Source organism: Thioclava sp. F28-4, assembly GCF_002020045.1.
GTDB classification, from domain to species: Bacteria; Pseudomonadota; Alphaproteobacteria; order Rhodobacterales; family Rhodobacteraceae; genus Thioclava; species Thioclava sediminum.
In genome coordinates this window covers 1-19,888 of record NZ_MPZQ01000001.1, presented here as the reverse complement: position 1 = coordinate 19,888, position 19,888 = coordinate 1, and the positions used below count along the sequence as shown (strand labels likewise).

Below are 19,888 nucleotides of genomic sequence, written 5' to 3'. Positions count from 1 at the left end.
AAGATGAAACAACCCCTGATGACGACCCTGTTCCTACTTGGCTGGGCGCCGATGGCGTTCGCGCATGGCGGGGTGGAGGACCCGCAGGTTCTCGCGCGGATGGAAGGCATGAAGCGGCTCGGGACCGAGATGAAGCTTCTGAGTACGATGGCGAAGGGCGAGAGAGACTTCGAAGCCGAAAAGGTCCGGCGCGCGATCACCCGGATCGAGGCGGAAGCGGGACAGATTCCGGTGCTCTTCAAGCCCGAGGCGCAGGACCCGAAATCCGAGGCCCATCCGTCGATCTGGGACGAATTCCATGACTTCCGCGGTCAGGCGCAGGCGCTGGAGGAAGCGGCCGGTTCGCTCTCGAAGCCGATCGAGTCCCGGCAAGCGCTTGGACCTGCTCTCGTCAAGCTCGGGGTGACCTGCAAGGAGTGCCATGACGAGTATCGGGAGTGAGCGGCGATGCGAATTGAAGCCGTAGGTCTGGTTGCCGTGGTCTTGCTCGGGGCAGGGGGCGCGCACGCCGCCAGCCTGCTCGACGGGCGCGATATCGCGGCGGGCAAGGAACTCTATACGCAGAACTGCGCGAGCTGCCACGGTGCCAATCTCGAAGGTCAGCCGGACTGGCGCGAGGCGGGGCCCGATGGCGTCCTGCCCGCCCCGCCGCATGACGAAACCGGCCACACATGGCACCACGAGACCGCGCTGCTGTTCGATTACGTCAAGCAGGGTGGGGCAGAGGCGCTGGCCGCGCGCGGGGTTGCCGATTTCCCAAGCGGGATGCCGGGTTTCGGCGGAACGCTCGATGACGCGCAGATCCTCGATATCCTCGGCTTCATCCGATCGACATGGCCCGAGCGGATGCAAGCGGTGCAGGCGGCGCGCGACGCGCAGTAAGCCCCCGGCGCGGCTCCGTCGGTCCGTGCCGCAAATGTGCCTTGGAGCGTGCCGCGTTTGTGCCTTCGGGAAGCCAGAAAAAAGAAAGCCCGGAGCGAACTCTGGGTTTTTCTCTCTGAAGTCAGTCTCCTGCGTGAGATTTGGCTCCGGCGGCAGGGAACGGGGCTGTCTTGGATTCAGTCTTAAGAAGTTGAAGTCGTTAAGGGTTTTCTGCGTAGTCCCGTGGTTTTTGCCACAGTTGGATGTCCTAAGGATGGGTGTTCGATTTCGGCGCGGCAAGGTATTTTCGGTAGTCCGATCACGCTATCGAGCCGAAAAATCGCTCGGCTTGACAGAAGGGTTGGCTTGGCTGCGTTCACCAAGTGTTCTTAGCTCATCTCGAGATTAGCTCCGGCCAGCCAGAAGGTGCCAGCCGAATTGGAGTCGAAATACCAATACTTCGAGGTATTGGTCGCCTGAGCTTGGCACGCCGAATGTCAGTGCCGACTAACCGGAGCGTAAAAAGGCAGCGAGGCTCCCATAGCTGCGTCCGAATATTGACGACACAGCCACCCCGTCCGACACGTTCATTGGTTCGTAATGTCGCCCTTGAGAGAGTAGCCGATCATCAGCACGTCCTTGCGGGTCATCTCGTCGATCTCATGCGCGGCGAGGACCGACATGATGTCGTCGATTGCGGCCATGTATTCGCCGGTGCTGATATTCATGCCCCGATGCGCCGCCACCATGTCGCGCCCGGTATATTGCTCGGGGCCGCCACTGCCTGCGCCGAAGAAAGCGCAGAGTTGGGCCTTGGCGTCTTTCAGGTCGTCCGGTCTTTCGCGGTATGGCAGGAAACGGGCGCTGATTGCGGGGTTTACCATATGCGCCTCGAGGACATCGTCGACGAGCGCCTTGATCCCGGGCTTTCCGCCCAGCCGGTCGTAGAGGGTCTGTTCCATCGTTCTTGCTCCTTGTTCGCTATCCGAACTGTTTGCAGCTTGGACCCCGGGCGCTGGGTCGCGCCCGGGATGAGGGCTCATTGCGCGGCCTGCTGCACACGCTGCGGCTGGATGTTGTGATTGACCCGGAAGAGGTTCGTGGGGTCGTAGCGCGCCTTGATCTCCTGCAGCCGGTTGAGGTTGCCGCCATAGGCCTCGGCAAGGCGATCCGCGTCATCCGCTGGCAGGAAGTTCACGTAGACACTGGGCGCCGCGTCCGCCGCCGTCGCGTTGAACAGGTCGCGCGCCCAAGTGATGCAGGCCTTGTCCTTCGCCGCGTCGTCCCAGCGGGTGTGAACGTTCATGGTGAAGTGGCTGTCGCGCTGCGGATAGGCGGTCGCGTCGGACGGGACGCGGGCCATCGCGCCGCCGACATGGGCGATGAAGATCTCGCATTGCGGATCGGGAAGCTCCTCGACCGCGCCCAGTATCGCCTCCATCGTGCCGGACCCGAGCTTCAGGAAATCCCGGCTCTTCCAGTAATTGCGCGCGCCGGGCGTCAGCAGCGGATCGAAGGCTGCCTGCCAGCCGGTGAAGGGATGCGGGCCGATCACATCGACAATGGGCGTGCCGAGGGCGCGCAGCTCGCGCATGGCCTCTTCGCCCTTGGCCATGTCGCCCACATAGCAGGCCGCGAAGATCAGCACCTCGCGCCCGTGCCAGTCTTCAGGCAGGAAGGGCAGGGGAGGCGCCTTGCGCAGGACCGACCAGACCGTCAGCTCGTCCGGCGCCTTGTCGCATATCTCCTGAAACTTCGGCAGCAGAGTGGCCGCCTCCGCGAAGGGATGGATGACGAGGCCGGACAGAACCTCGGTGCCGATGGCGTGACCCTGGAATTCGAAGGAGGACACCACCCCGAAATTGCCGCCCCCGCCGCACAGCGCCCAGAAAAGGTCCGGATGCTCCGTTTTCGACGCCCGGATGCAGCGCCCATCGGCCAGCACCACGTCGGCCGACAAGAGGTTGTCGACCGTCATCCCGTATTTCCGGGTGATCCAGCCGAAGCCGCCGCCAAGTGTCAGCCCCGCGATCCCGGTTGTCGAGTTCACGCCGACAGGCACGGCAAGCCCATGCACCTGCGACTCGCGATCGACATCGCCCAGTGTCGCGCCCGGTTCGGCCCGGACGGTCCCGGCCTCAGGATCGACGTGAACCGAGCGCATGCCCGACAGGTCCAGCATCAGCGAGCCGTCCTCGACCGCGAGACCGGCAATCTGGTGGCCGCCGGACCGAACGGCCATCCGAAGCCCTTTATCCTTGGCAAAGGCGACCGCGGCCTGAATGTCGCTGGCTCCCATCGCATGCACGACGAGCCCCGGTTTGCGATCGATCATCCCGTTCCAGATCGACCGCGCGGTGTCATAGCCCTCATCTCCCTCGATCAGGGCCTTGCCGCGCAGAGCTGCTCCAAGGGCCTCCCGGTCCGCGCCGGTGATCTTCTTGCGCGTGCCGTCCAGCCCGTTCATTTCAATGATATCCGACATGTCTTCCTCCCTGTGAGATCATGGCGCACAGCGACGCGATCCACCCCTCGCGCGTCTGCCGCGTTCGATTGTTTGCGGTTCTGAAAGGATGAGCGCGCCGCGGGTCTCAAACCAGTGGCGAAACTGGACCGGCCTGCACGGGCACAGGGTGTGGGCACGGAGTTGGATACAAGAAGCGCAATTTGCGCTATGCTGGGAAAAGCCATGGAGGAGATCTCCGATGTCCAACGCCAGCTATTTCCAGTTCTGTCCGGTCGCGATGGCCGCCGAAATCCTCTGCACCCGGTGGACGATGGTCCTCGTGCGCGAACTCGTGGCCGGATCGACCCGCTTCAACGATATCAGGCGAGGTGTCCCGCGCATGTCGCGCACACTGCTTGCGCAGCGCCTGCGGGAGCTGGAGGCGGCCGGGATCGTCGAGAGACACCCGGTCGCGGGCACTCAAGCCGTCGACTACCTTCTCACCGATGCGGGAAAGGACCTGCTGCCGCTCGTCGAGGCCTTCGGGATCTGGGGGCAGAAATGGGTGGAATCCGAGCCGTCTCTGGAGCGGCTCGATGTGTCGCTGCTGATGTGGGACATGCGCCGCAATCTCGATCCTTCACCGCTTCCTCCGGGCCGGACTGTCCTGAATTTCCACTTCCCCGAGCTCGCGGCGTCAAAATCCTCGTGGTGGCTGATCGTGGAGGCGAGCGGCGATGTCGATCTGTGTCAGGTCGATCCGGGCTTCGATGTGGACCTCTTCGTCACGACGGATCTGCGCACGATGACAGAGATCTGGATGGGCCTCACGACCGTTTCGAAGGCCGCCCGCAAGCTCGACCTTATCGGGTCCCGAGATGTGGTGGCCTCGATGCAGAAATGGCTGGGCCTCAGCCCCTTCGCAGCCGAGAAGAAGCTCGCCTCCTGAGCCGCGTCGCCGTCCCGGTCCGCGCGTCGTCGACGGCTGTGGCAGACCGTGCCGGCATCGGCCACAGGCCGCGCGTTCCGAAGGGCTACATGCCCATCAGCACCCGCGCGGCGTTGAAGAGAACCTTCGGATCAAGGTCCGTGCGTGCGACCGGCGGGGGAGGTGTGATCCGTCCCGTCAGGCTCGCCACCGCGGCCCGGGCGGAGCGGACGGAATATTCCACCGTGAACACGCAATCGCGCGGCAGTTCGCAGAACTGCCCGATGATCGCGAAGTTGCTGGCGCCGCTGGGCCTCGTGTCGGGGCGATCCCCGGGCTGACGCGGCATGAACTGGCTGGTGATGAACGGCATCCGGCAAGGGATCACGCGGGCGGTCTTGAACCAGTCCTGCTGTTCGTGCGTCAGGCCCATATGGCCGAAAAGCTCGGTCAGGATCTCGTCGCCGGTCGCCTCCCACATCGGTTTTGTGGTGAAGTCGCCGGGACGGTCTCCGCGTAGGCCATATCCCCAGAAGACATAGGTACCGTGTTTCTGGCCGCGGAAATGGGGTTGGTGGAAGAGCACGATCGAGAGCGTCCAGCCCGAGTCCGCGAAGGTCACGAGTCCGCCCGTGCCCGTGCGGTTACCGGTGAAATCCTCCATGAACTCGAAGAAATCGGGGCCGTCGAGCGTGACCGTGAAGGAATGCCACGCGGTCTTGTCGGTCGCGCCGCAGAACGCCTCGGGACGGCCGAAGCCCTCATGTTCCGCCGCCAGCTTTCGCCACAGCGTCCAGGCACCGCCCTCGCGGTCATCGCGGCTGGGCGCGCGGTCGTTCGATCCGGTCACCGAGGCATCGGTCATCGAGCCGAGCGTGAGATAGACCTTGTCGGTCTCGGCGACCGGTATCTCCTCGCCGCTGGCAAAGGCCAGCGCACTGACGCGGCGGTCCTGCCGCGTGCCCTCGATCCGCACGTCGACGACCTGCGTGCCGGTGACGATTTGCACGCCTCGGTCGCGCAGCCAGCTCACGATTGGTGCGATCAGGGAATCATACTGATTGTAGCGGGTGCGCAGGATGCCGGCGATCCGGGTGAAACCGGGAAAGAGATGGATGAACCGTCGCAGGTAGCGCCGCATCTCGACCACGGAATGCCATGGTTGGAAGGAGAACATCGTCGACCACATCAGCCAGAAGTTGCTGTCCAGAAAGGTCGGCTGGAACCAGTCCTCGATCGTCTGAGCTCCGAGAGACCCTTCGCGATGCAGGATCAGGCGGTTGATATCCACGATGTCCTGCGCCGTGAGCGTTAGCTCAAAGCGGTCCTCTGCCGGTTTGCCGTCGCGCACGATGCGGCAATTCGCCGAGCCGGGCACCATGCGGTTGAAGGCGAAGATGTCCTGTGCTGCCGAGGTGGCGGGATCGTCCGCCGAGGGGATCGAGCCGAGCAGATCGAACGTGCAGGCGAAATGCTCCTCGAACATCCGGCCACCGCGGACGAGATACCCGTCCTCGCCATCGCCCGATCCGTCCAGCGAACCGCCCGCGGTGCCGAGTTGTTCGTAGACATGGATCGCCGCGCCATCCACGCCCGCATCGCGTAGCAGAAAGACTGCCGTGGCAAGGCCCGCGATGCCGCCGCCGACGATGTGATGTCGTTCCGTTGTCGCTTCCATCGCCGAGCCTCGCTCTCTGCAGTCCAGATTTCCGTCGCCCCCGTCGAAATCCTTGGGGACACAGCGAATTCTAGCATTTTATGAGAAACGGACGAAGAAGATTGCTTTCCGAGTTTACGCCTGCTCCGCCCGCTTGCATGGTGATCAGGGAAGGCACGTCATGCGGCGGACTGCCCAAACTGTCTGAGCATGGGACCGGCCATTCGCGCCGGGTGCAGCTAATATCCATGCTCCCCCTTTGGCGAGAGGGGAAATCTCGGCCCTTAGCGGGCATTGAAACTTGATGCGGCAAATGGCACGTTTGAGCCCAAAGCGGTCTTTGGCAGCCGGAACCGCTACGAGTGAACGAAGCTACGAATGGTGATACCTAGCCCGCCCTCGAACGTTTTCGGGCGTTCCATTTCCGCATCGGCTGCGGCGAACTGAAAGCGGTCATCTGCCAACTTGTAGATCGCGGGAAGCACTTTGCCTGCGTCCTCGCCCATGCTGTCTATCCAGTCGATACCCTTCGGATCGGCGGCATCATTCAGCAAAAAACATCCTTCGACCAAAGTATTGCCGGCTGGAACGGCAACATGAAATGACTGTCCAGATATGGTCATCACCGCACCATCAGCCCCATGACTGTCCGGCAGATCAACACGTCCATTCTCGTCGAATGAAACCTGCACCCATTTTCCCTGTAACCTATCCAGATCCTCGTTCATCGGCCGTCCCTTATTCTTCCCACTATAGCGTATAAACGGACGAACGTCCGCAATCTGGTCATCGGTGCGCCGCGCAGCGAAGAACCGCAATCCGCCCTTTGTCCGCGAGGTTAGAAGAGAGCCGAAAGCGATAGTTGAGTGACTGTCCGGCGGGCGAACGGCATCTGCGTATGTGCGAGCTTCGATGCTCTCAGCCGCCCCAAGTCCTCTCGAGCAGCGCCAGCCAATTGCTATGTGCAAGCCTCTCGATCAGCGGCGCATCATAGCCATGGGCGCGCATCGCCTCGATCAGGCGCGGCAGCCCCGCCACGTCGCTGAGATCGGGGGGAACAGCCACCCCGTCGAAATCCGAACCGAGCCCGACCCGGCTCTCGCCCAATGTCTCAATCAGGTGATCGAGGTGACGAAGCATCGGGTCGAACCCGGCGAAAGGTTCTCCCCTGCCGTCCTGGCGCAGAAATCCCAGCCCGTAGTTGAGCCCGACAAGGCCGTCGCTCTCGCGGATCACCGAAAGCTGTCGGTCCGTGAGATTGCGCGACGAGGGGCAGAGCGCATGCGCATTGGAATGGGTGGCGACCAAGGGCGCATCGGAAAGCGTCGCGACGTCGTTAAAACCCTTCTCGTTCAGATGGCTCAGGTCGATCATGATCTTCAGTCGGTTGCATTCCGCCACCAGCCGTTTGCCTGCCGCGGTCAGCCCGTCTCCGGTATCGGGCGAGGACGGATAAGCAAAGGGCACACCGTTGCCGAAAGCCGTCGGACGAGACCAGACTGGTCCGAGCGAGCGAAGCCCCATCGCGTGCCAGACATGCAGCAGGTCGAGATCGGGTCCGATCGTTTCGGCACCTTCGAAGTGCAAGATCGCGGCAATCTTGTTTGCGGCCATCGCGTTGCGGATATCTGCGACAGAGCGACAGATTTTCAGATTCCCCTCACGCTCCATCCACATGAGGTGGCCGACCATCTTCATCGCGACGGGCAGTGCGTCCTTAAGCGGAATTTCCTCCGGCAAGGGCAGCGAAAAGGGCGGATTTCGCATGATCGCGTCCAAATCGGGATCGTCATGGGCGACCGGCGACGGAATGTAGACCGCGAAGAACCCGCCAGCGAAACCACCCGCACGCATTCGCGGCAGGTCGAGATGGCCCTCTCCGGTGTCGCTTAGCCAAGTTGTCTCGCGGGCCCCCGGGGCGCGCAGCAGGCGCAGAAGGAAGTCGTTATGGCCGTCGAAAACCGGAACCGGGGCGCTCATGTGATCTCATCCTCTTTCATTTAGTCTGCGAACGCATTCAGAAGTTCGCGGGTGTGATCGGTTGCGGCACGGAGACTGCAAAGATCGGCACGTGGAGGCCCCCTTGATGAGCCGATCGGGCGTAGCGGGCCAGTTCAGTATTCATAAGGAGGCGTAAGCAATTTGAGTCGCTGTAAAAAACTCTGACTCACGCTTCGCGATTCGGGTCGCACCTCAAGCATCTTGTCGCGAAAGCTCTTCATCCGGCGCACTTAACACGGGTCTGATCATTCTCAGAGCTACAAGTTTGTGAGAGTAAGTTCGAACGTTTTTCGGCACTTAGGCTTTCGGCCCAAACCGGTCATTCAGGACAAACATCGAGTATGTCGGCTCTAAGGCGGAAGCCAAGATTCAGTTCGTGGTAACGACCGGCTGGCGGTTATTGGCATCCCCAGTGCTTTGCCACCTCTCAGCGGAATTCGAACCGAGCCTCACTCATCACGCGCCTGCCATTCCTTCCAGCGCAGCACGACATTCGCGCCAAAGTCACGCACCGGTTTCGGCGGCAGTGATTTCGGCTCCGGCTCGGCCGTGAAATACGCCGTGATTGGGCTGTGTTCTCCGCAGGCCAGTTCGGCTGCCCCAATGCCCGTGAGCGTGCCGCGGGCGGTGCCGAGGCCGTTCTGGACGCAAGCCGAGAACAGCCCCGGTTCCAACTCGCGCATCACGGAGACCGAATTCAGGCTCAGGCACAAATGCCCCGCCCATTCGAACTCCATCCGCAGGCCGGCGAGTTGCGGGAAGCGGGCGTCGAATTTGCCGCGTTGGATCCGGGCGGCGCGGATCACGTCATCGGCACGCGCGGCGAGGTCCGAGCGCAGCACCGCGCAGGTGCGGGTGACGATACGATTGCCGCCCTGGGCGCTGTCGATACGGCGCATCGTCGTGCCCATCGGGTTCGAGGGCGTGATCCCCCAACGCGGCGCGCCACCGAGCTTTGCGAGCTGTTCGGCATTAAGTTCCGGGGTCATGGATGCAAATAGGAAAAGCTGCATGAGCCGTCCCTTGGCGAAGCCGAAGCTCTCGAGGTGACCGTTCGTAGCCAGAATGACCCGTGGGCTCGAAACTGTGCCATGTGGCGTCTCGACCCGCCAGTCGGAGCCTTCCCGGGTCAGCGCCGTGACGGGGCTTTGCTCGTGCAGGCTCACGTCCTCGCGGATTAACCCGTCGGCCAGTCCGCGGATATAGCCCGCCGGTTGAAGCATCACGGTGCCGGGTGTGTAGAGACCCGAGCGGTAATATAGGCTGCCGGTCATCTCGGACATCTGCTGCGCGTCGAGCAACTCGTGCCCCTCGCCGAGGCTTTCGAGATGGGCCGCATAGCTCAGATTATGCGCATGAGCGGCGTCGCTGACAGCGCCGTTTACCTTGCCGACCGGGTCGAAATAAGCGGGGTTGATCCCGTAGTCCTCGACCGCCGCGCGAGCGAAGCCGATGGCCGCGCGGTTGAGCGCGATCATCGCGCGGTCATCCCCCGCGCCTGCGTAATCCTCCGAGGTTAGCTCGTGCGGCAGGTCGATCATGAAGCCTGAATTGCGGCCCGCAGCCCCTTCGGCCACGCGTCCGGCCTCGAGCACTGTGATGCGAGCCGATGGCTGCAACTGGCGCAGCCGGCGCGCGGCCGACAGCCCGGCAAAGCCCGCGCCCACCACTACGAAATCCGCTACGCTTGCGCCTTCCAGCGGAGGGTGTGCGCCGCGCGGGCCCAGGATCGCGTTCCAAGCGGCGACCCCTTGCTCGCGCGGCAGGTAACGGGCCCGATGGGTGCTCATGTCAGGCGACCGCCTCGTCGGCATCATCGCTCAGGTCCAGCCAGATCGTCTTGAGTTGAGTATACTGGTCATGCGCGTGAATGCCGTTGTCACGCCCGCCGAAGCCCGACTGCTTCCAGCCGCCGAACGGGGTCGAGATATCGCCCTCGCCGAAGCTGTTGACCGTCACCGTGCCCGCCCTTAGCGCCCAGGCGCCCCGCAGGGCCCGCTTGGCATTGGCGGTGAACAGCGAGGCCGCAAGCCCGTATTCGGTGTCATTGGCCAGCGCGATCGCTTCGTCGAAGCTCTCTACACTCAGCACCGTCAGAACGGGGCCGAAGATTTCCTCGCGTGCAAGCCGCGAGTCTGCGTCCGCCTCGATTACGGTCGCCTCGACAAAGCCCTTTTCGGCCTTGCCGCCGAAGACCATCGTCTGAGCCTGTTCGAGATAGGAGCAGACCTTGTCGTAATGCGCAGGCGAGACCAGCGCCCCCAGCCGCGTCGCGGGGTCGAGCGGGTCGCCCACGTTCCACGCCTTCGCGTGATGCGCAATGCGGGTCAGAAGTTCCTCCTTGATGCCCGACTGCACGATCAACCGCGAGCTGGCCGAACAGTTCTCGCCCATGTTCCAGAACGCGCCGTTGACGATGTGCTGGGCCACCCGGTCGAGGTTCTCGGCGTCGTCCATCACGATAGCGGGGTTCTTGCCGCCCATTTCCAGCACCACCTCTTTGGCGTTGCTCTCGGCGGAATAGCTCAGGAAACGCTTGCCCGTCGCGGTGGAGCCGGTGAAGGAGATCATGTCCACATCCATGTGGCGGCCCAGCGGCTCGCCCACCTCCGACCCGGAGCCCGGCAGCACGTTCAGCACGCCCTTAGGCAGCCCCGCTTCGATTGCCAGTTCCGCCACGCGCAGCGCGGTGAGTGAGGTTTCCTCGGCCGGTTTCACGATCACCGAACAGCCTGAGGCCAGCGCCGGACCGATCTTCCACGCCAGCATCAGAAGCGGGAAGTTCCACGGCAGCACCAGCCCGACCACGCCGATCGGCTCGCGCACCACCATCGCGATATGGTCGTCCGAGGCGGGCGCGACCTGATCGTAGATCTTGTCGATCACCTCGGCATGCCAGCTCAGACAATGGATCGTCTCGGGCAGATCGACCGTCTCGCAATCGAAGATCGTCTTGCCGCTGTCGAGGCTCTCCATCACCGCCAGCTCGCGCGCATTGCGCTTGATCAGTTTGGCGAGCCGGATCAGCACTTCTTTGCGTTCGCTTGGGTGGAGGCGCGACCAACGTCCGTCCTCGAAGGCATCGCGCGCCTTGCCGACGGCGAAATCCACATCCTCGGGACCGCAGGTGGCGACCTGCGTCAGCACCTTGCCGGTGGCCGGGTTCATCGTGTCAAACGTCTTGCCCGAGATCGCCGGTCGATAGCCGCCGTCGATGAAGGCGTTGCCGGGAAGATCCAGCCCCTCCGCGATGGCGCGGTATTCCTGTTGCGTCAGAAGATCCATGTCTCAGCCCTCCGCCTCGATCGTGGCGATCGCGCGTTTGACCACACGCACCACCTGTTCCAATTCGCGCTTGTCGTCCTTGTTGAGCGGGGTAAGCGGCGGCAACATTCCACCGGTTTCGATCCCGTTCATCGTCACACCATGCTTGACCGTCTGGATGAACTTGCCGCCCTGCTCGAGCACGCGCATCAGCGGCAGCATCGCCGACATGATCCGGCGCCCTTTGCTGAAATCGCCCTCGATCACACAGGCGTTGTAGAGCGCGACATGCTCCGCTGGCAGGAAGTTCGAGCCGCCACAAACCCAGAACGGTGCGCCCCAAGCAAAAAATTCGAGCGCCTGGTCATCCATCCCGCATCCCATCTGGATATGCGGATAGTCACGCGCCAGCAGATGCACGCGATTGATGTCGCCCGAGCTTTCTTTGATGCCGCAGAAGTTGCGGCTGCGTCCGACGCGGTCCAAGAATTCCGCGCCCATCATCGCGCCGGTCCGGTGCGGGTAGTTATAGAGCATGATCGGCAGGTCGGCCGCCTTGTCGATCGCAAGCGCGTTGAGCGCATTCTCGCGGTCGGTGGGCACCGAGTAAGGCGGCGATGCCAGCAGGATCGCATCGACCCCGATCTCGCGCGCGGCTCTGGCGAGAGCGATGGAGTCGGAGGTAAGCATCGCGCCCGTGCCCAGCACCAACGGGACCCGACCCGCAATATGCGCATGGGTAAAGCGGGCGATCTCGATCCGCTCCGCGACGGTCTGGGCATAGTTCTCGCCCGTCGAGCCGCCGGTGATCAGGCCATGCACGCCCTGTGCGATCACGAAGTCGACCACCTCGGCCAGCCTGTCCCAGGCGACCGAGCCATCGGGCAGCAGCGGCGTGACCAGCGGGGTATAGATCCCCTCGAACTTGAATATCGGTGTCATTGCAACCTCATGCGGAGGGGGTGAGCGGAAGGCGCCCGAGCGGCGCATTCAGCGCGGCGGGCAGCACGTAGCGTTCGATCTCATGTTTCGAGAGAGCCCAATGCGCGTCGGAGAGGTCGGCCGCGGCCTCCTCGTCGCGGGCCGCGACCGCCGCGATGATCGCATCGTGTTGGGCGCAGGCCTCCGACAGATTGTCGGCCATCGCCTGCGTCGTGGGCTGGTAGAAGGTCATGCCGATCCGGGCGTGATCGATCAGCAGCCGGTGGAACGAGGGCAGCAGGTAGGTATTGCCCGCCATCGCGCCGGTGATCTCGTGAAACCTCGTATTTGCGAGCGCGCGCGCGGCGGCACTGCCCGAATGAATCGCCTCGCGAAAGGTTTCTTGCGCAGCGCGCAATTCGGCCAGTTGGATGTCGTTGGTGTTGCGCGCGGCCAGCCGCAGGATCGCTCCGTAGATCATCGGAGCCGCGAGGAAAAAGTCATGCAACGTGCGCGTCGACAGATCAGACACCCGCGCCCCGCGATTGTCGCGCCAATTCGCATATCCCAGCCCGTCCAACTCGCGCAGGATCTCGCGGACCGGGGTTCGTGACAGGTCGAACCGTTCACACAGCTCCGCCTCGTCCAAATCGGCGCCGGGCGCCAGCTCAAGCGTCAGAATTGCGCGTCTGAGATGGTCGAAAAGCGCTGCCTTGCGTGCTTTCGGCGAGAGGGTCTCTTCGGTGGCCATAGTGACGATTCTCCTGTTCCACGCCCTCTCGATATCAAAAATACAAATTGAATACAAAATGTATTTCGTGCAATGATCCACAAATCGTCGCGCAACAGGAGACTTCGAGTCGGTCATGTCCCAGCCCCAACACATCGTCTTCGTTCTTGTCGGAGAATTCTCCCATCTGGCCTTTTCAACGCGCTTGAGCCGCTGCGCATCGCAAACCGGGAAAGCGGTGAGGCACTCTACCGTTGGTCGTTGATGGCAGAGGGGGGAGCTGTGGCGACATCGTCGAGTGGCATTCGCATGATGGTCGATCACGACCTTGATGCTCTGCCGCGCTGTGACGCGGTTTATCTTGTCACCGGCAACGACATGCGGTCGCATATCTCTCGCCCCTTGCTGGCGCTGCTTAGACGCGCACGGGCCGCGGGCGTCACGCTCGGCACTTTTTGTTCGGGCGCCTATGTCTTCGCGAAAGCAGGGTTCTTGGACGGCCGACGCTGTGCTCTTCATTGGGAATTCCACAATGCCTTCCGCGAGGAATTTCCGGATGTGAAACTTGAGACCTGCGTCTTCGTCGAAGACGGTCCCTTCGTGACGGCGTCTGGCGGGCAAGCCGCGGGGGACTTGATGATCGCACGCATCCGGGCCGATCATGGCGAGGCGCTGGCGATGCGGGTCTCCGAGCAGATGGTCTGCGGTGCAATCCGCCCTAGCGCGACCGAGCAGCGGATCTCCTTCCAGGCGCGCACCGGTTTGCAGAACAGGAAAGTCGCGCAGGCAGTGCGTTTCATGTCCGAGCGACTTGAAGAGACGTTTTCCTCGCAGGAGATCGCTGACGAATTGGGCGTGTCGGTGCGTCAGCTCGAACGGCTCTTCAATGCGCATCTCCACATGTCGCCCAAGCGCTACCTGATGCAACTGCGGATCGACCGGGCGCGTCAACTTCTGACGCAAACCGAAATGCCGATGATCGACATTTCGACCGCCTGCGGATTCTCGAGCCCGACGCAATTCGCCCGAGCCTGGCGCGGTATAGAAGCCCGCGCAGTTTCGAAAGCAGGCGGCCTGAGGTGGGTCGGGCAAGCGAGCAGGAATGCCTGCCTAAAGCTGCCATTCGTTTTCCGTGCAGCGAACGGCAGCTATCCGTCCTCCCCTTCAGGTGCTGCGAACGGGCCAAAGTGGCCGTTAATAATTCCTGCGGCAGAAGGCCGATTGCTGCATGGTGAAAATGTTATCCCGCAATTTTCGTTCTGCCGCAAAGACTCTGTCTGGTCGTCGGTGCGGTCTCGTGCGACTGCCGCTCGCGACCGCCTGAGCCTCAGAAGCGGGTGCCCCAATGCGGGTGAAGATTGTCGATCACCAGCGGATGGCGATGCGTGCGTTGGCCCTGAAGATGCGGATGATCCGGCGAAAGATTGTCGTGACGATGCTCCAGCGTGACCGGATCGCCGGAGGGCCAGACTCGCAGCGCCACGATCAGCCCAAGCGCTGCCAGCCCCGCCAGCCCGAGCAGTGCCGGGACCGCGCCGAATTCGGTCATCAGCCAGCCCGACAGCGGGTAGGCCACCAGCCAGCAGGCATGGCTCAACGCGAACTGCGCGGCGAAGAGCGCGGGACGGTCCTCGGAATGGGACGAGCGTTTCAGCAATCGGCCTGACGGTGTCAGCACCGCTGAATATCCGACGCCCGTCGCCAGCCATGCAGCGAGAAGCAAGGGCCAGCTGAGCCCGACCGCCGAGATCGCCACGGCAAGGCCGAGCAGGGCGGCGATCATCACGCCGGCGCCGGACAGCATCACCGGGCGATCCGGGACGCTCTCGAGCAGGCGCGGCAGGCCGAGCGCCGCCAGCATCGACCCCGCCCCAAAGGCGAACATCGTCCAGGCCAGATCGCTGTCCGAGAGGTTGAGACCTCCGCGCACCAGCACGACCGAATTCACCAGCACCATCGCGCCTGCAGCCGCCGCGGCAAGGTTCACCGCCAGAAGCCCGCGCAGCCGGGGAGTCGCAAGGTAAATCCGGATACCGCGTGTGGTTCGGTCGTAGATGCCGCGCCGGGTTGCCGCCTGCGGGCTCGGCAGGATCACCGACACCACCAGCATGGCCGAGCCCGCAAACCCCGCGACCGTGCCGAGAAACAGGCTGTTATAGCTCATCACCGCGAGGAGCAGCCCGGCGAGAGTGGGGCTGACGATATTCTCAAGGTCATAGGCCAATCGGGACAGGGAAAGCGTTCGAGTGTAGCGCTCTTCTTCCGGCAGTACATCCGGCAGCGTCGCCTGAAATGTCGGGGTGAAGGCGGCGGAGGCCGATTGGAGAAGGAAGATCAGCACATAGACCTGCCAGACTTCGGTCACGAACGGCAGCGCCAGTGCTGCGCAGGCGCGGACAAGGTCGAGCGTGACCAGAAGTGCCCGTCGGTTCACCCTGTCGGCGAAGGCGCCTGCCACCGGCGCGATGCCGACATAGGCGACCATCTTGATCGTGAAGACCGTGCCCAGCACCATCCCCGCATTGTCCCCCGCCAGATCATAGGCCAGCAGCCCGAGCGCCACCGTGGCGAGCCCGGTGCCGAGGAGCGCTACGATCTGCGCGGCGAAGAGATGGCGATAGGTTCTGTCTGCGAGGATGGCGAGCATGTGCTCATGAATAGCTTGAAATGGTCTCGCGGTCCAAGCGACCTATCTCGGTCTTCGGGTCGCGGCCCTCACCCAAGCGGTCATGGGAGCGGGCCAGCTTGGCGCCCGGGAGATCGCGCCCGACGGCTCGCAACCGTTCGCCGAGGCTGATCTCCGAGCGCAGCCCGATCATTCTTCGAGCGCTTTCCGGCGGGCCTGATATTCCTCGGGATCGATTTCTCCCTTTGCAAGGCGTTCCTTCAGAATGTCGAGGGCGGTGCTCTGGCTCCGGCCCGGTCCGCGCTCCATCAACCAGCGCACGGCAAGCACGGCAAGGACGATGAGCACGCCCCAGAACACGACCATCATGCCGACACCGAAGAAGCCGTAGCCTTCGCCCCACATCATCGGATGACCGTAATAGCCCTCTGCGTAGCCGCCCGGCGCATCGGCGAAAGCGACCGCCGGGGCGAGGGGTGCGAGACATGCAGTGAAAAGAGAAAGCTTGGTCATAGTCGCCTCCACGCGTTTGTTTTGGCGTCGATACACCTTTGAGGAGTGCCGGACATTGAGCCAGATCAACGGCGCGCTCCGAAGGACGCCACAGCGTAGAAAAATCATTGGCTGAAGGCGAGTTGCCGGTAGGCGGCCTCGGCCATCGGCCAGAGCGCGGTGCCGCTCAAAGGTGCGGACAGGGCGAAGCCGTAGCCCCGATCAACCCAGATCAGACTCGCCACACCATCCGCTCCCTCGGTCAGGCGAAACGCGGTTTCTCCGGTGGACAGCGCCGTGACATAGAGCGTCAGCCGCGCCCCCGCTTGGGTTTCATACATCAGCTGCGCGGCGGGGCCTTGATCGGCGGGCAGCAGGCGCCCGCCCACGAGGCTGTAGCCCTGCGCCGAGAGGTCCGGGGCGACGAGCTTGCGGTCGAGCCGCTTCGTCAGCCAGGCCATCAGGTGATCGCGCTCCCGTGCGGCGACTTCGACCGGATGGACGACCTCCACCGTGTAGACCGCATGGGCGACCTGTGCCTCGCGGGCGAGCTCTCTCAGTGGGGCGGCCGGTGGGGCGCTCCCATCCTGACGCGCCAGCCCCCAACCGGCGCCAAGCCCTGCGGCGAAGAGCGCCAAAGCGGCCGCCATCCGTGTCCAGCCCGGTCGGGTCGGCGGGGCGACACGCAGCCGCGCCGGGATAGGTGCAGCGTGGATCGGCGCGAGGGCCGCGCGCAGGGCGTCGCGATCGGCGCGCATCGCGGAGAGCCGCTGCGCCAGCGCGGGGTCCGCCGCGAGCTTCGTCTGCACCCGGGCGCGGGCCTCGGGAGGGAGCCGATCATCGAGATAGGCATGCAGCTCCGCCTCGTTCAGCATGTTGGCCTCCACATGGGGATCTGTCATTTGAGCCTCCGCAGGTGGGGACGGCGCGGGCGGTCGGGGCGGTCATGGCCGGTCATCTCGCGCAGCGCCTCTCGTCCGCGGGCAAGACGTGACATCACCGTGCCCTTGGGAACGCCGAGGATCCGAGCGACTGCCTCATAGCTGAAATCCTCGACACCGACCAAAAGCAATACCTCCTGCTGCTCGATCGGCAGGCGTGCCAGAGCCCCCAGCACATCGCCGAGAAACACGACCGTCTCGGCATCGACCGTCGTCCCGGCGAGATCGTCGGGATCGACGGCACCCGCCTCTGGGCGCCGCGCGCGGTGTCGGTGCGCGTCGTGGTAGAGGTTGCGCAAAATGCGAAACAACCAAGCCCGCAGCTTGTCCTCCGAGCGCAGCAGGTGCCAGCGCGTCAGCGCCCGCGCGAGGCAGTCCTGCACCAGATCATCCGCCGCATCGCGCTCGCGGGTCAGCGCGAAGGCGAAGCGGCGCAGCGCGGGGATCTGCGCCTCGACCAGATGGCGGGTGCGAAGGGTCACATGGGCGGGCCTTGCTGGACCAGGCGGCCTCGATGGGACGCCGCCCGGGGGATTACGTCAGGGTTGGGCGACCTTCCAGGCGCCGTTGGCGACGCCATCGCCGGTCACGTCGCCCGGCTTCATGTCATTCTTCCAAGTATACAGCGGTTGGCCCTTATATGCCCATTGCTTCGTGCCATCGTCGCGGGTGATCACGCTCCAGTCGCCCATCGCCTGATCTTCGGCGGTGGCCATCAGCGGCGGCCAGTTGGTGGCGCAAGGACCGTTGCAGGCGGACATGCCGTCGCTGTCCTTGGCGAAAGTGTAGAGCGTCATGCCCGCGGAATCGACCAGCGTGGGCCCCTTGGCGGTGTCGGTGACACTGGCGGGATCGGCTTGCGCAATGCTCGCGGCCAGCAAAACGGCAGTGGTCAGCAGAAATCGTTTCATCTTCCTCTCCTCTCGGAATTGGGTCCTGTAGGGAAGAAGACGACCCCGGCGCGGGAATAATCCCGGCCGGGGCAAAAAAATCTGAATTGTGAGGACGAGCCTCAGGCCAGACGGGCCTGCAGGCTGCGGCTCTGCCAGCGCAGGATACCTGCGACCGTGGCCCAGTAGACGATCCAGCCGCCCAGCGTCGCGGCGTCCGGCGCGGCGCGATAGCCGGTCAGCGCCGAGATCAGCCCGCCAACACGACCGCCGTCGTCGAGCACCGCGCTCATATCCCAGAGCGGCGCGCCGAAGGGCAGGATGCCTGCCGAGACGAGATCATCGACACCGGTGGTGAAAAGCGCCGCGCCCAGAAGCAGCAGCATGACCTCGGACACCCGGAAGAAGCCGCGCCACGGCATAAATCGCGCCCCGGCCCGCAGCGCCGCATAGCTTGCCCCAGCGGCTGCCACGCCCACGGCGATCGAGGCCAGAACCCTCGCCATCTCGCTCTGCTTCGCTGCCGCGAGCGAGCCATAGAGGAAGACCACCGTTTCCGAGCCTTCGCGCGCCACTGCCGCCATCGCGAGGACGAAGACCGCCCACCAGCTTTGGCGTATCGCGGCGGCTTTCAGCCCGGCCTCGAGGTCGCGTTTTAGCGTGCGGCCATGGCCGCGCATCCAGACCACCATCTGCACGATCAGCCCGGCTGCGACGAAGACCATCACCGTCATCAAGTCCTGCCGGACATCTGCCGACAGAAGCTTCGAGAAGCCCAACAGCGTCAGCGCGAAGGTCAGCGCCAGCGCGAGCCCCGTCAGCACGCCACCCCAAAGGAAGCGCGCCGCCCGACGTCCGGCGCCTTCATGCGCGAGCCAGCCCGCGAGAATGCCGATGACGAGAAGCGCCTCGACGCTCTCGCGCCACAGGATGAAGATGATCTGTCCGTCCATGACATTCTCCTGCGGGTGGAAGATGGATTATTTGACGACGATCGTGCCCCTGGCGGTGTCGAGATCCTCGTGGAATTCCTCGACGAAGGGATAGTTGCCAGCAGGTAGTGCCGGAAGGTCGATCGTCTCGGTCTGGCCCGGCGCGATGATCTTCTCGATACGCAGGCGCTTGCTTTCAAACTCGGCGGCTGTCTTGCCGGTATTCGAGACGGTCAGCGTCACGGCGGTATCGGCGGCCAGGTCGATCATTTGCGGAGCGATGACCCCGTCGGTCAGGGTGATCGTGGGAACGGCCTCATCTGCCACGGCAAGGGCCGGCGCACAGGCCAGCACGATAAACGCGGGGATGATGCGTGAAATACGGGTCATGATGTTCCTGCTTGTCTGTTCGCCCGTCGAATAACCGACAAAAATACTTGGGTCAATAATTCCCGATAAAAATGCTAAGCTGTTTCGCGCGCCAATAGGCGCTCGACGCTGAACGGGCCGCGTCTGACCTTCCTCACTTCCAAAGAGCCATGGCAAACCGCGGGTCGATGACCGGCGGGTCATGAGCGGAACAATCTTCATCGATCGTGATGGCTTGCGTTGGACCGATGCGCCGCCAGAGTATGGTCCACTTAAGACCCTCTGCAACCGATGGAAGCGCTGGAGGTGAGTGGCTGAACGCCACTGGCCCGAGAGAAGCCACGAACGGGGTGTTTTCGCCCGAATGATGGAGGGGCTTGCTTCCGGGGCCGCCGACCGGAAGACAGTGATGATCGATGTGAGCAGGCGAACGCCATGCGTTCGAGTGAGCCTGCGCAAGTATCTCAAGGCGCACCGCACGGCTTCGAGCCTGCGGTTGAAAAAGGGGGGTGTGGCAGGCTGATTGGGCGGAGTTCGAAGATCAGAAAACGATCCGGGGGATCGTTTTCCTGAGAACGGGTGGCATGAACACCAAGTCGCATGCCGTCACGGACGCGAACGGCCGCCCGATCAAGTTCTTCATGACAGCCGGCCAGGTCAGTGACTACACCGGTGAGGCGGCCCTGCTGAGCAGCCTGCCCGTGGCCGAATGGCGGCTCTCCGCCCAGGCCACCGAGCGGGTAGCGACCGGCCTATTCCGTTGAAAAACTCGCGCTTGATTGCTGGGCGTGGCGCTGATTCAATTCCGACATCAGGTGGGAGGATTGGCG

The 19,888-nt window shown here is 63.6% G+C and carries 19 protein-coding genes and 2 pseudogenes; 5 read left to right on the top strand and 16 right to left on the bottom strand.

Annotation, left to right across the window (positions count from 1 at the left end):
• The first annotated feature begins 3 nt into the window (after positions 1–3).
• Entirely contained in the window at positions 4–441 is a 438-nt protein-coding gene (locus tag BMI87_RS00105; protein ID WP_168175128.1) for a cytochrome c, read from the top strand.
• Positions 442–447: 6 nt separating this feature from the next.
• On the top strand, positions 448–882 hold the full coding sequence (locus tag BMI87_RS00100) for a cytochrome c (protein ID WP_078519149.1): 435 nt from the start codon (positions 448–450) through the stop codon (positions 880–882).
• A 566-nt stretch (positions 883–1,448) separates the two neighbouring features.
• Here the strand turns inward: BMI87_RS00100 and BMI87_RS00095 are convergent.
• Positions 1,449–1,823, bottom strand: a complete 375-nt coding sequence (locus BMI87_RS00095) for a group 1 truncated hemoglobin (RefSeq protein ID WP_078519148.1) — start codon at positions 1,821–1,823, stop codon at positions 1,449–1,451.
• 77 nt (positions 1,824–1,900) lie between these two features.
• Complete coding sequence (locus BMI87_RS00090; RefSeq protein WP_078519147.1) at positions 1,901–3,346, bottom strand: FAD-binding oxidoreductase; 1,446 nt, start codon at positions 3,344–3,346, stop codon at positions 1,901–1,903.
• A gap of 220 nt (positions 3,347–3,566) precedes the next feature.
• On the opposite strand from BMI87_RS00090, the gene BMI87_RS00085 reads away from it, so the two are divergent.
• Complete coding sequence (locus tag BMI87_RS00085) at positions 3,567–4,256, top strand: helix-turn-helix domain-containing protein (protein ID WP_078519146.1); 690 nt, start codon at positions 3,567–3,569, stop codon at positions 4,254–4,256.
• Between the two features lie 85 nt (positions 4,257–4,341).
• Here BMI87_RS00085 and BMI87_RS00080 read toward each other — a convergent pair whose 3' ends face one another.
• From BMI87_RS00080 to BMI87_RS00050, 7 genes are all read right to left on the bottom strand, one after another.
• Positions 4,342–5,913, bottom strand: coding sequence for an oleate hydratase (locus tag BMI87_RS00080; RefSeq protein ID WP_078519145.1), 1,572 nt, complete (start codon positions 5,911–5,913; stop codon positions 4,342–4,344).
• Between the two features lie 335 nt (positions 5,914–6,248).
• The gene (locus BMI87_RS00075; RefSeq protein ID WP_078519144.1) at positions 6,249–6,620 is read right to left on the bottom strand and encodes a TIGR03067 domain-containing protein; all 372 of its coding nucleotides are present in this window, start codon (positions 6,618–6,620) and stop codon (positions 6,249–6,251) included.
• Between the two features lie 190 nt (positions 6,621–6,810).
• The gene (locus tag BMI87_RS00070) at positions 6,811–7,872 is read right to left on the bottom strand and encodes a dipeptidase (RefSeq protein WP_078519143.1); all 1,062 of its coding nucleotides are present in this window, start codon (positions 7,870–7,872) and stop codon (positions 6,811–6,813) included.
• A gap of 470 nt (positions 7,873–8,342) precedes the next feature.
• Positions 8,343–9,683: an FAD-binding oxidoreductase gene (locus tag BMI87_RS00065; RefSeq protein WP_078519142.1), complete on the bottom strand. Its 1,341-nt coding sequence runs from the start codon at positions 9,681–9,683 to the stop codon at positions 8,343–8,345.
• A gap of 1 nt (position 9,684) precedes the next feature.
• Positions 9,685–11,178 (bottom strand): aldehyde dehydrogenase, encoded by a 1,494-nt coding sequence (locus BMI87_RS00060; protein WP_078519141.1) that lies wholly within the window; start codon positions 11,176–11,178, stop codon positions 9,685–9,687.
• Positions 11,179–11,181: 3 nt separating this feature from the next.
• Positions 11,182–12,099, bottom strand: coding sequence for a dihydrodipicolinate synthase family protein (locus BMI87_RS00055; RefSeq protein ID WP_078519140.1), 918 nt, complete (start codon positions 12,097–12,099; stop codon positions 11,182–11,184).
• A 7-nt stretch (positions 12,100–12,106) separates the two neighbouring features.
• Positions 12,107–12,829 carry a GntR family transcriptional regulator gene (locus BMI87_RS00050; RefSeq protein ID WP_078519139.1) on the bottom strand — a complete coding sequence of 241 codons (723 nt, stop codon included), beginning with the start codon at positions 12,827–12,829 and terminating at the stop codon, positions 12,107–12,109.
• Between the two features lie 72 nt (positions 12,830–12,901).
• Here BMI87_RS00050 and BMI87_RS22735 point away from each other — a divergent pair.
• A pseudogene (locus tag BMI87_RS22735) lies at positions 12,902–13,789 on the top strand (GlxA family transcriptional regulator); the annotation flags it as partial.
• 346 nt (positions 13,790–14,135) lie between these two features.
• Here BMI87_RS22735 and BMI87_RS00040 read toward each other — a convergent pair.
• The 7 genes from BMI87_RS00040 to BMI87_RS22425 all read right to left on the bottom strand — a co-directional run bounded on the left by BMI87_RS00040 (position 14,136) and on the right by BMI87_RS22425 (position 19,079).
• A complete protein-coding gene (locus tag BMI87_RS00040) occupies positions 14,136–15,455 on the bottom strand; it encodes an MFS transporter (protein ID WP_078519138.1) in 1,320 nt (439 codons plus the stop codon).
• A 168-nt stretch (positions 15,456–15,623) separates the two neighbouring features.
• Positions 15,624–15,947, bottom strand: a complete 324-nt coding sequence (locus BMI87_RS00035; RefSeq protein WP_078519137.1) for an SHOCT domain-containing protein — start codon at positions 15,945–15,947, stop codon at positions 15,624–15,626.
• A gap of 104 nt (positions 15,948–16,051) precedes the next feature.
• Entirely contained in the window at positions 16,052–16,828 is a 777-nt protein-coding gene (locus tag BMI87_RS00030) for an anti-sigma factor (RefSeq protein WP_146681470.1), read from the bottom strand.
• A complete protein-coding gene (locus BMI87_RS00025; RefSeq protein WP_246832617.1) occupies positions 16,825–17,349 on the bottom strand; it encodes an RNA polymerase sigma factor in 525 nt (174 codons plus the stop codon). Before BMI87_RS00025 ends, BMI87_RS00030 begins: the two co-directional genes overlap by 4 nt.
• Positions 17,350–17,406: 57 nt before the next feature.
• Positions 17,407–17,778, bottom strand: coding sequence for a hypothetical protein (locus BMI87_RS00020; protein WP_078519136.1), 372 nt, complete (start codon positions 17,776–17,778; stop codon positions 17,407–17,409).
• A 101-nt stretch (positions 17,779–17,879) separates the two neighbouring features.
• Entirely contained in the window at positions 17,880–18,710 is an 831-nt protein-coding gene (locus BMI87_RS00015) for an FTR1 family protein (protein ID WP_078519135.1), read from the bottom strand.
• A gap of 27 nt (positions 18,711–18,737) precedes the next feature.
• Positions 18,738–19,079 carry a cupredoxin domain-containing protein gene (locus tag BMI87_RS22425; RefSeq protein WP_168175127.1) on the bottom strand — a complete coding sequence of 114 codons (342 nt, stop codon included), beginning with the start codon at positions 19,077–19,079 and terminating at the stop codon, positions 18,738–18,740.
• 139 nt (positions 19,080–19,218) lie between these two features.
• Between BMI87_RS22425 and BMI87_RS00005 the strand changes: the two are divergent.
• Positions 19,219–19,780 (top strand): annotated as a pseudogene (locus BMI87_RS00005) (transposase); the annotation flags it as partial.
• Positions 19,781–19,888 lie beyond the last annotated feature (108 nt).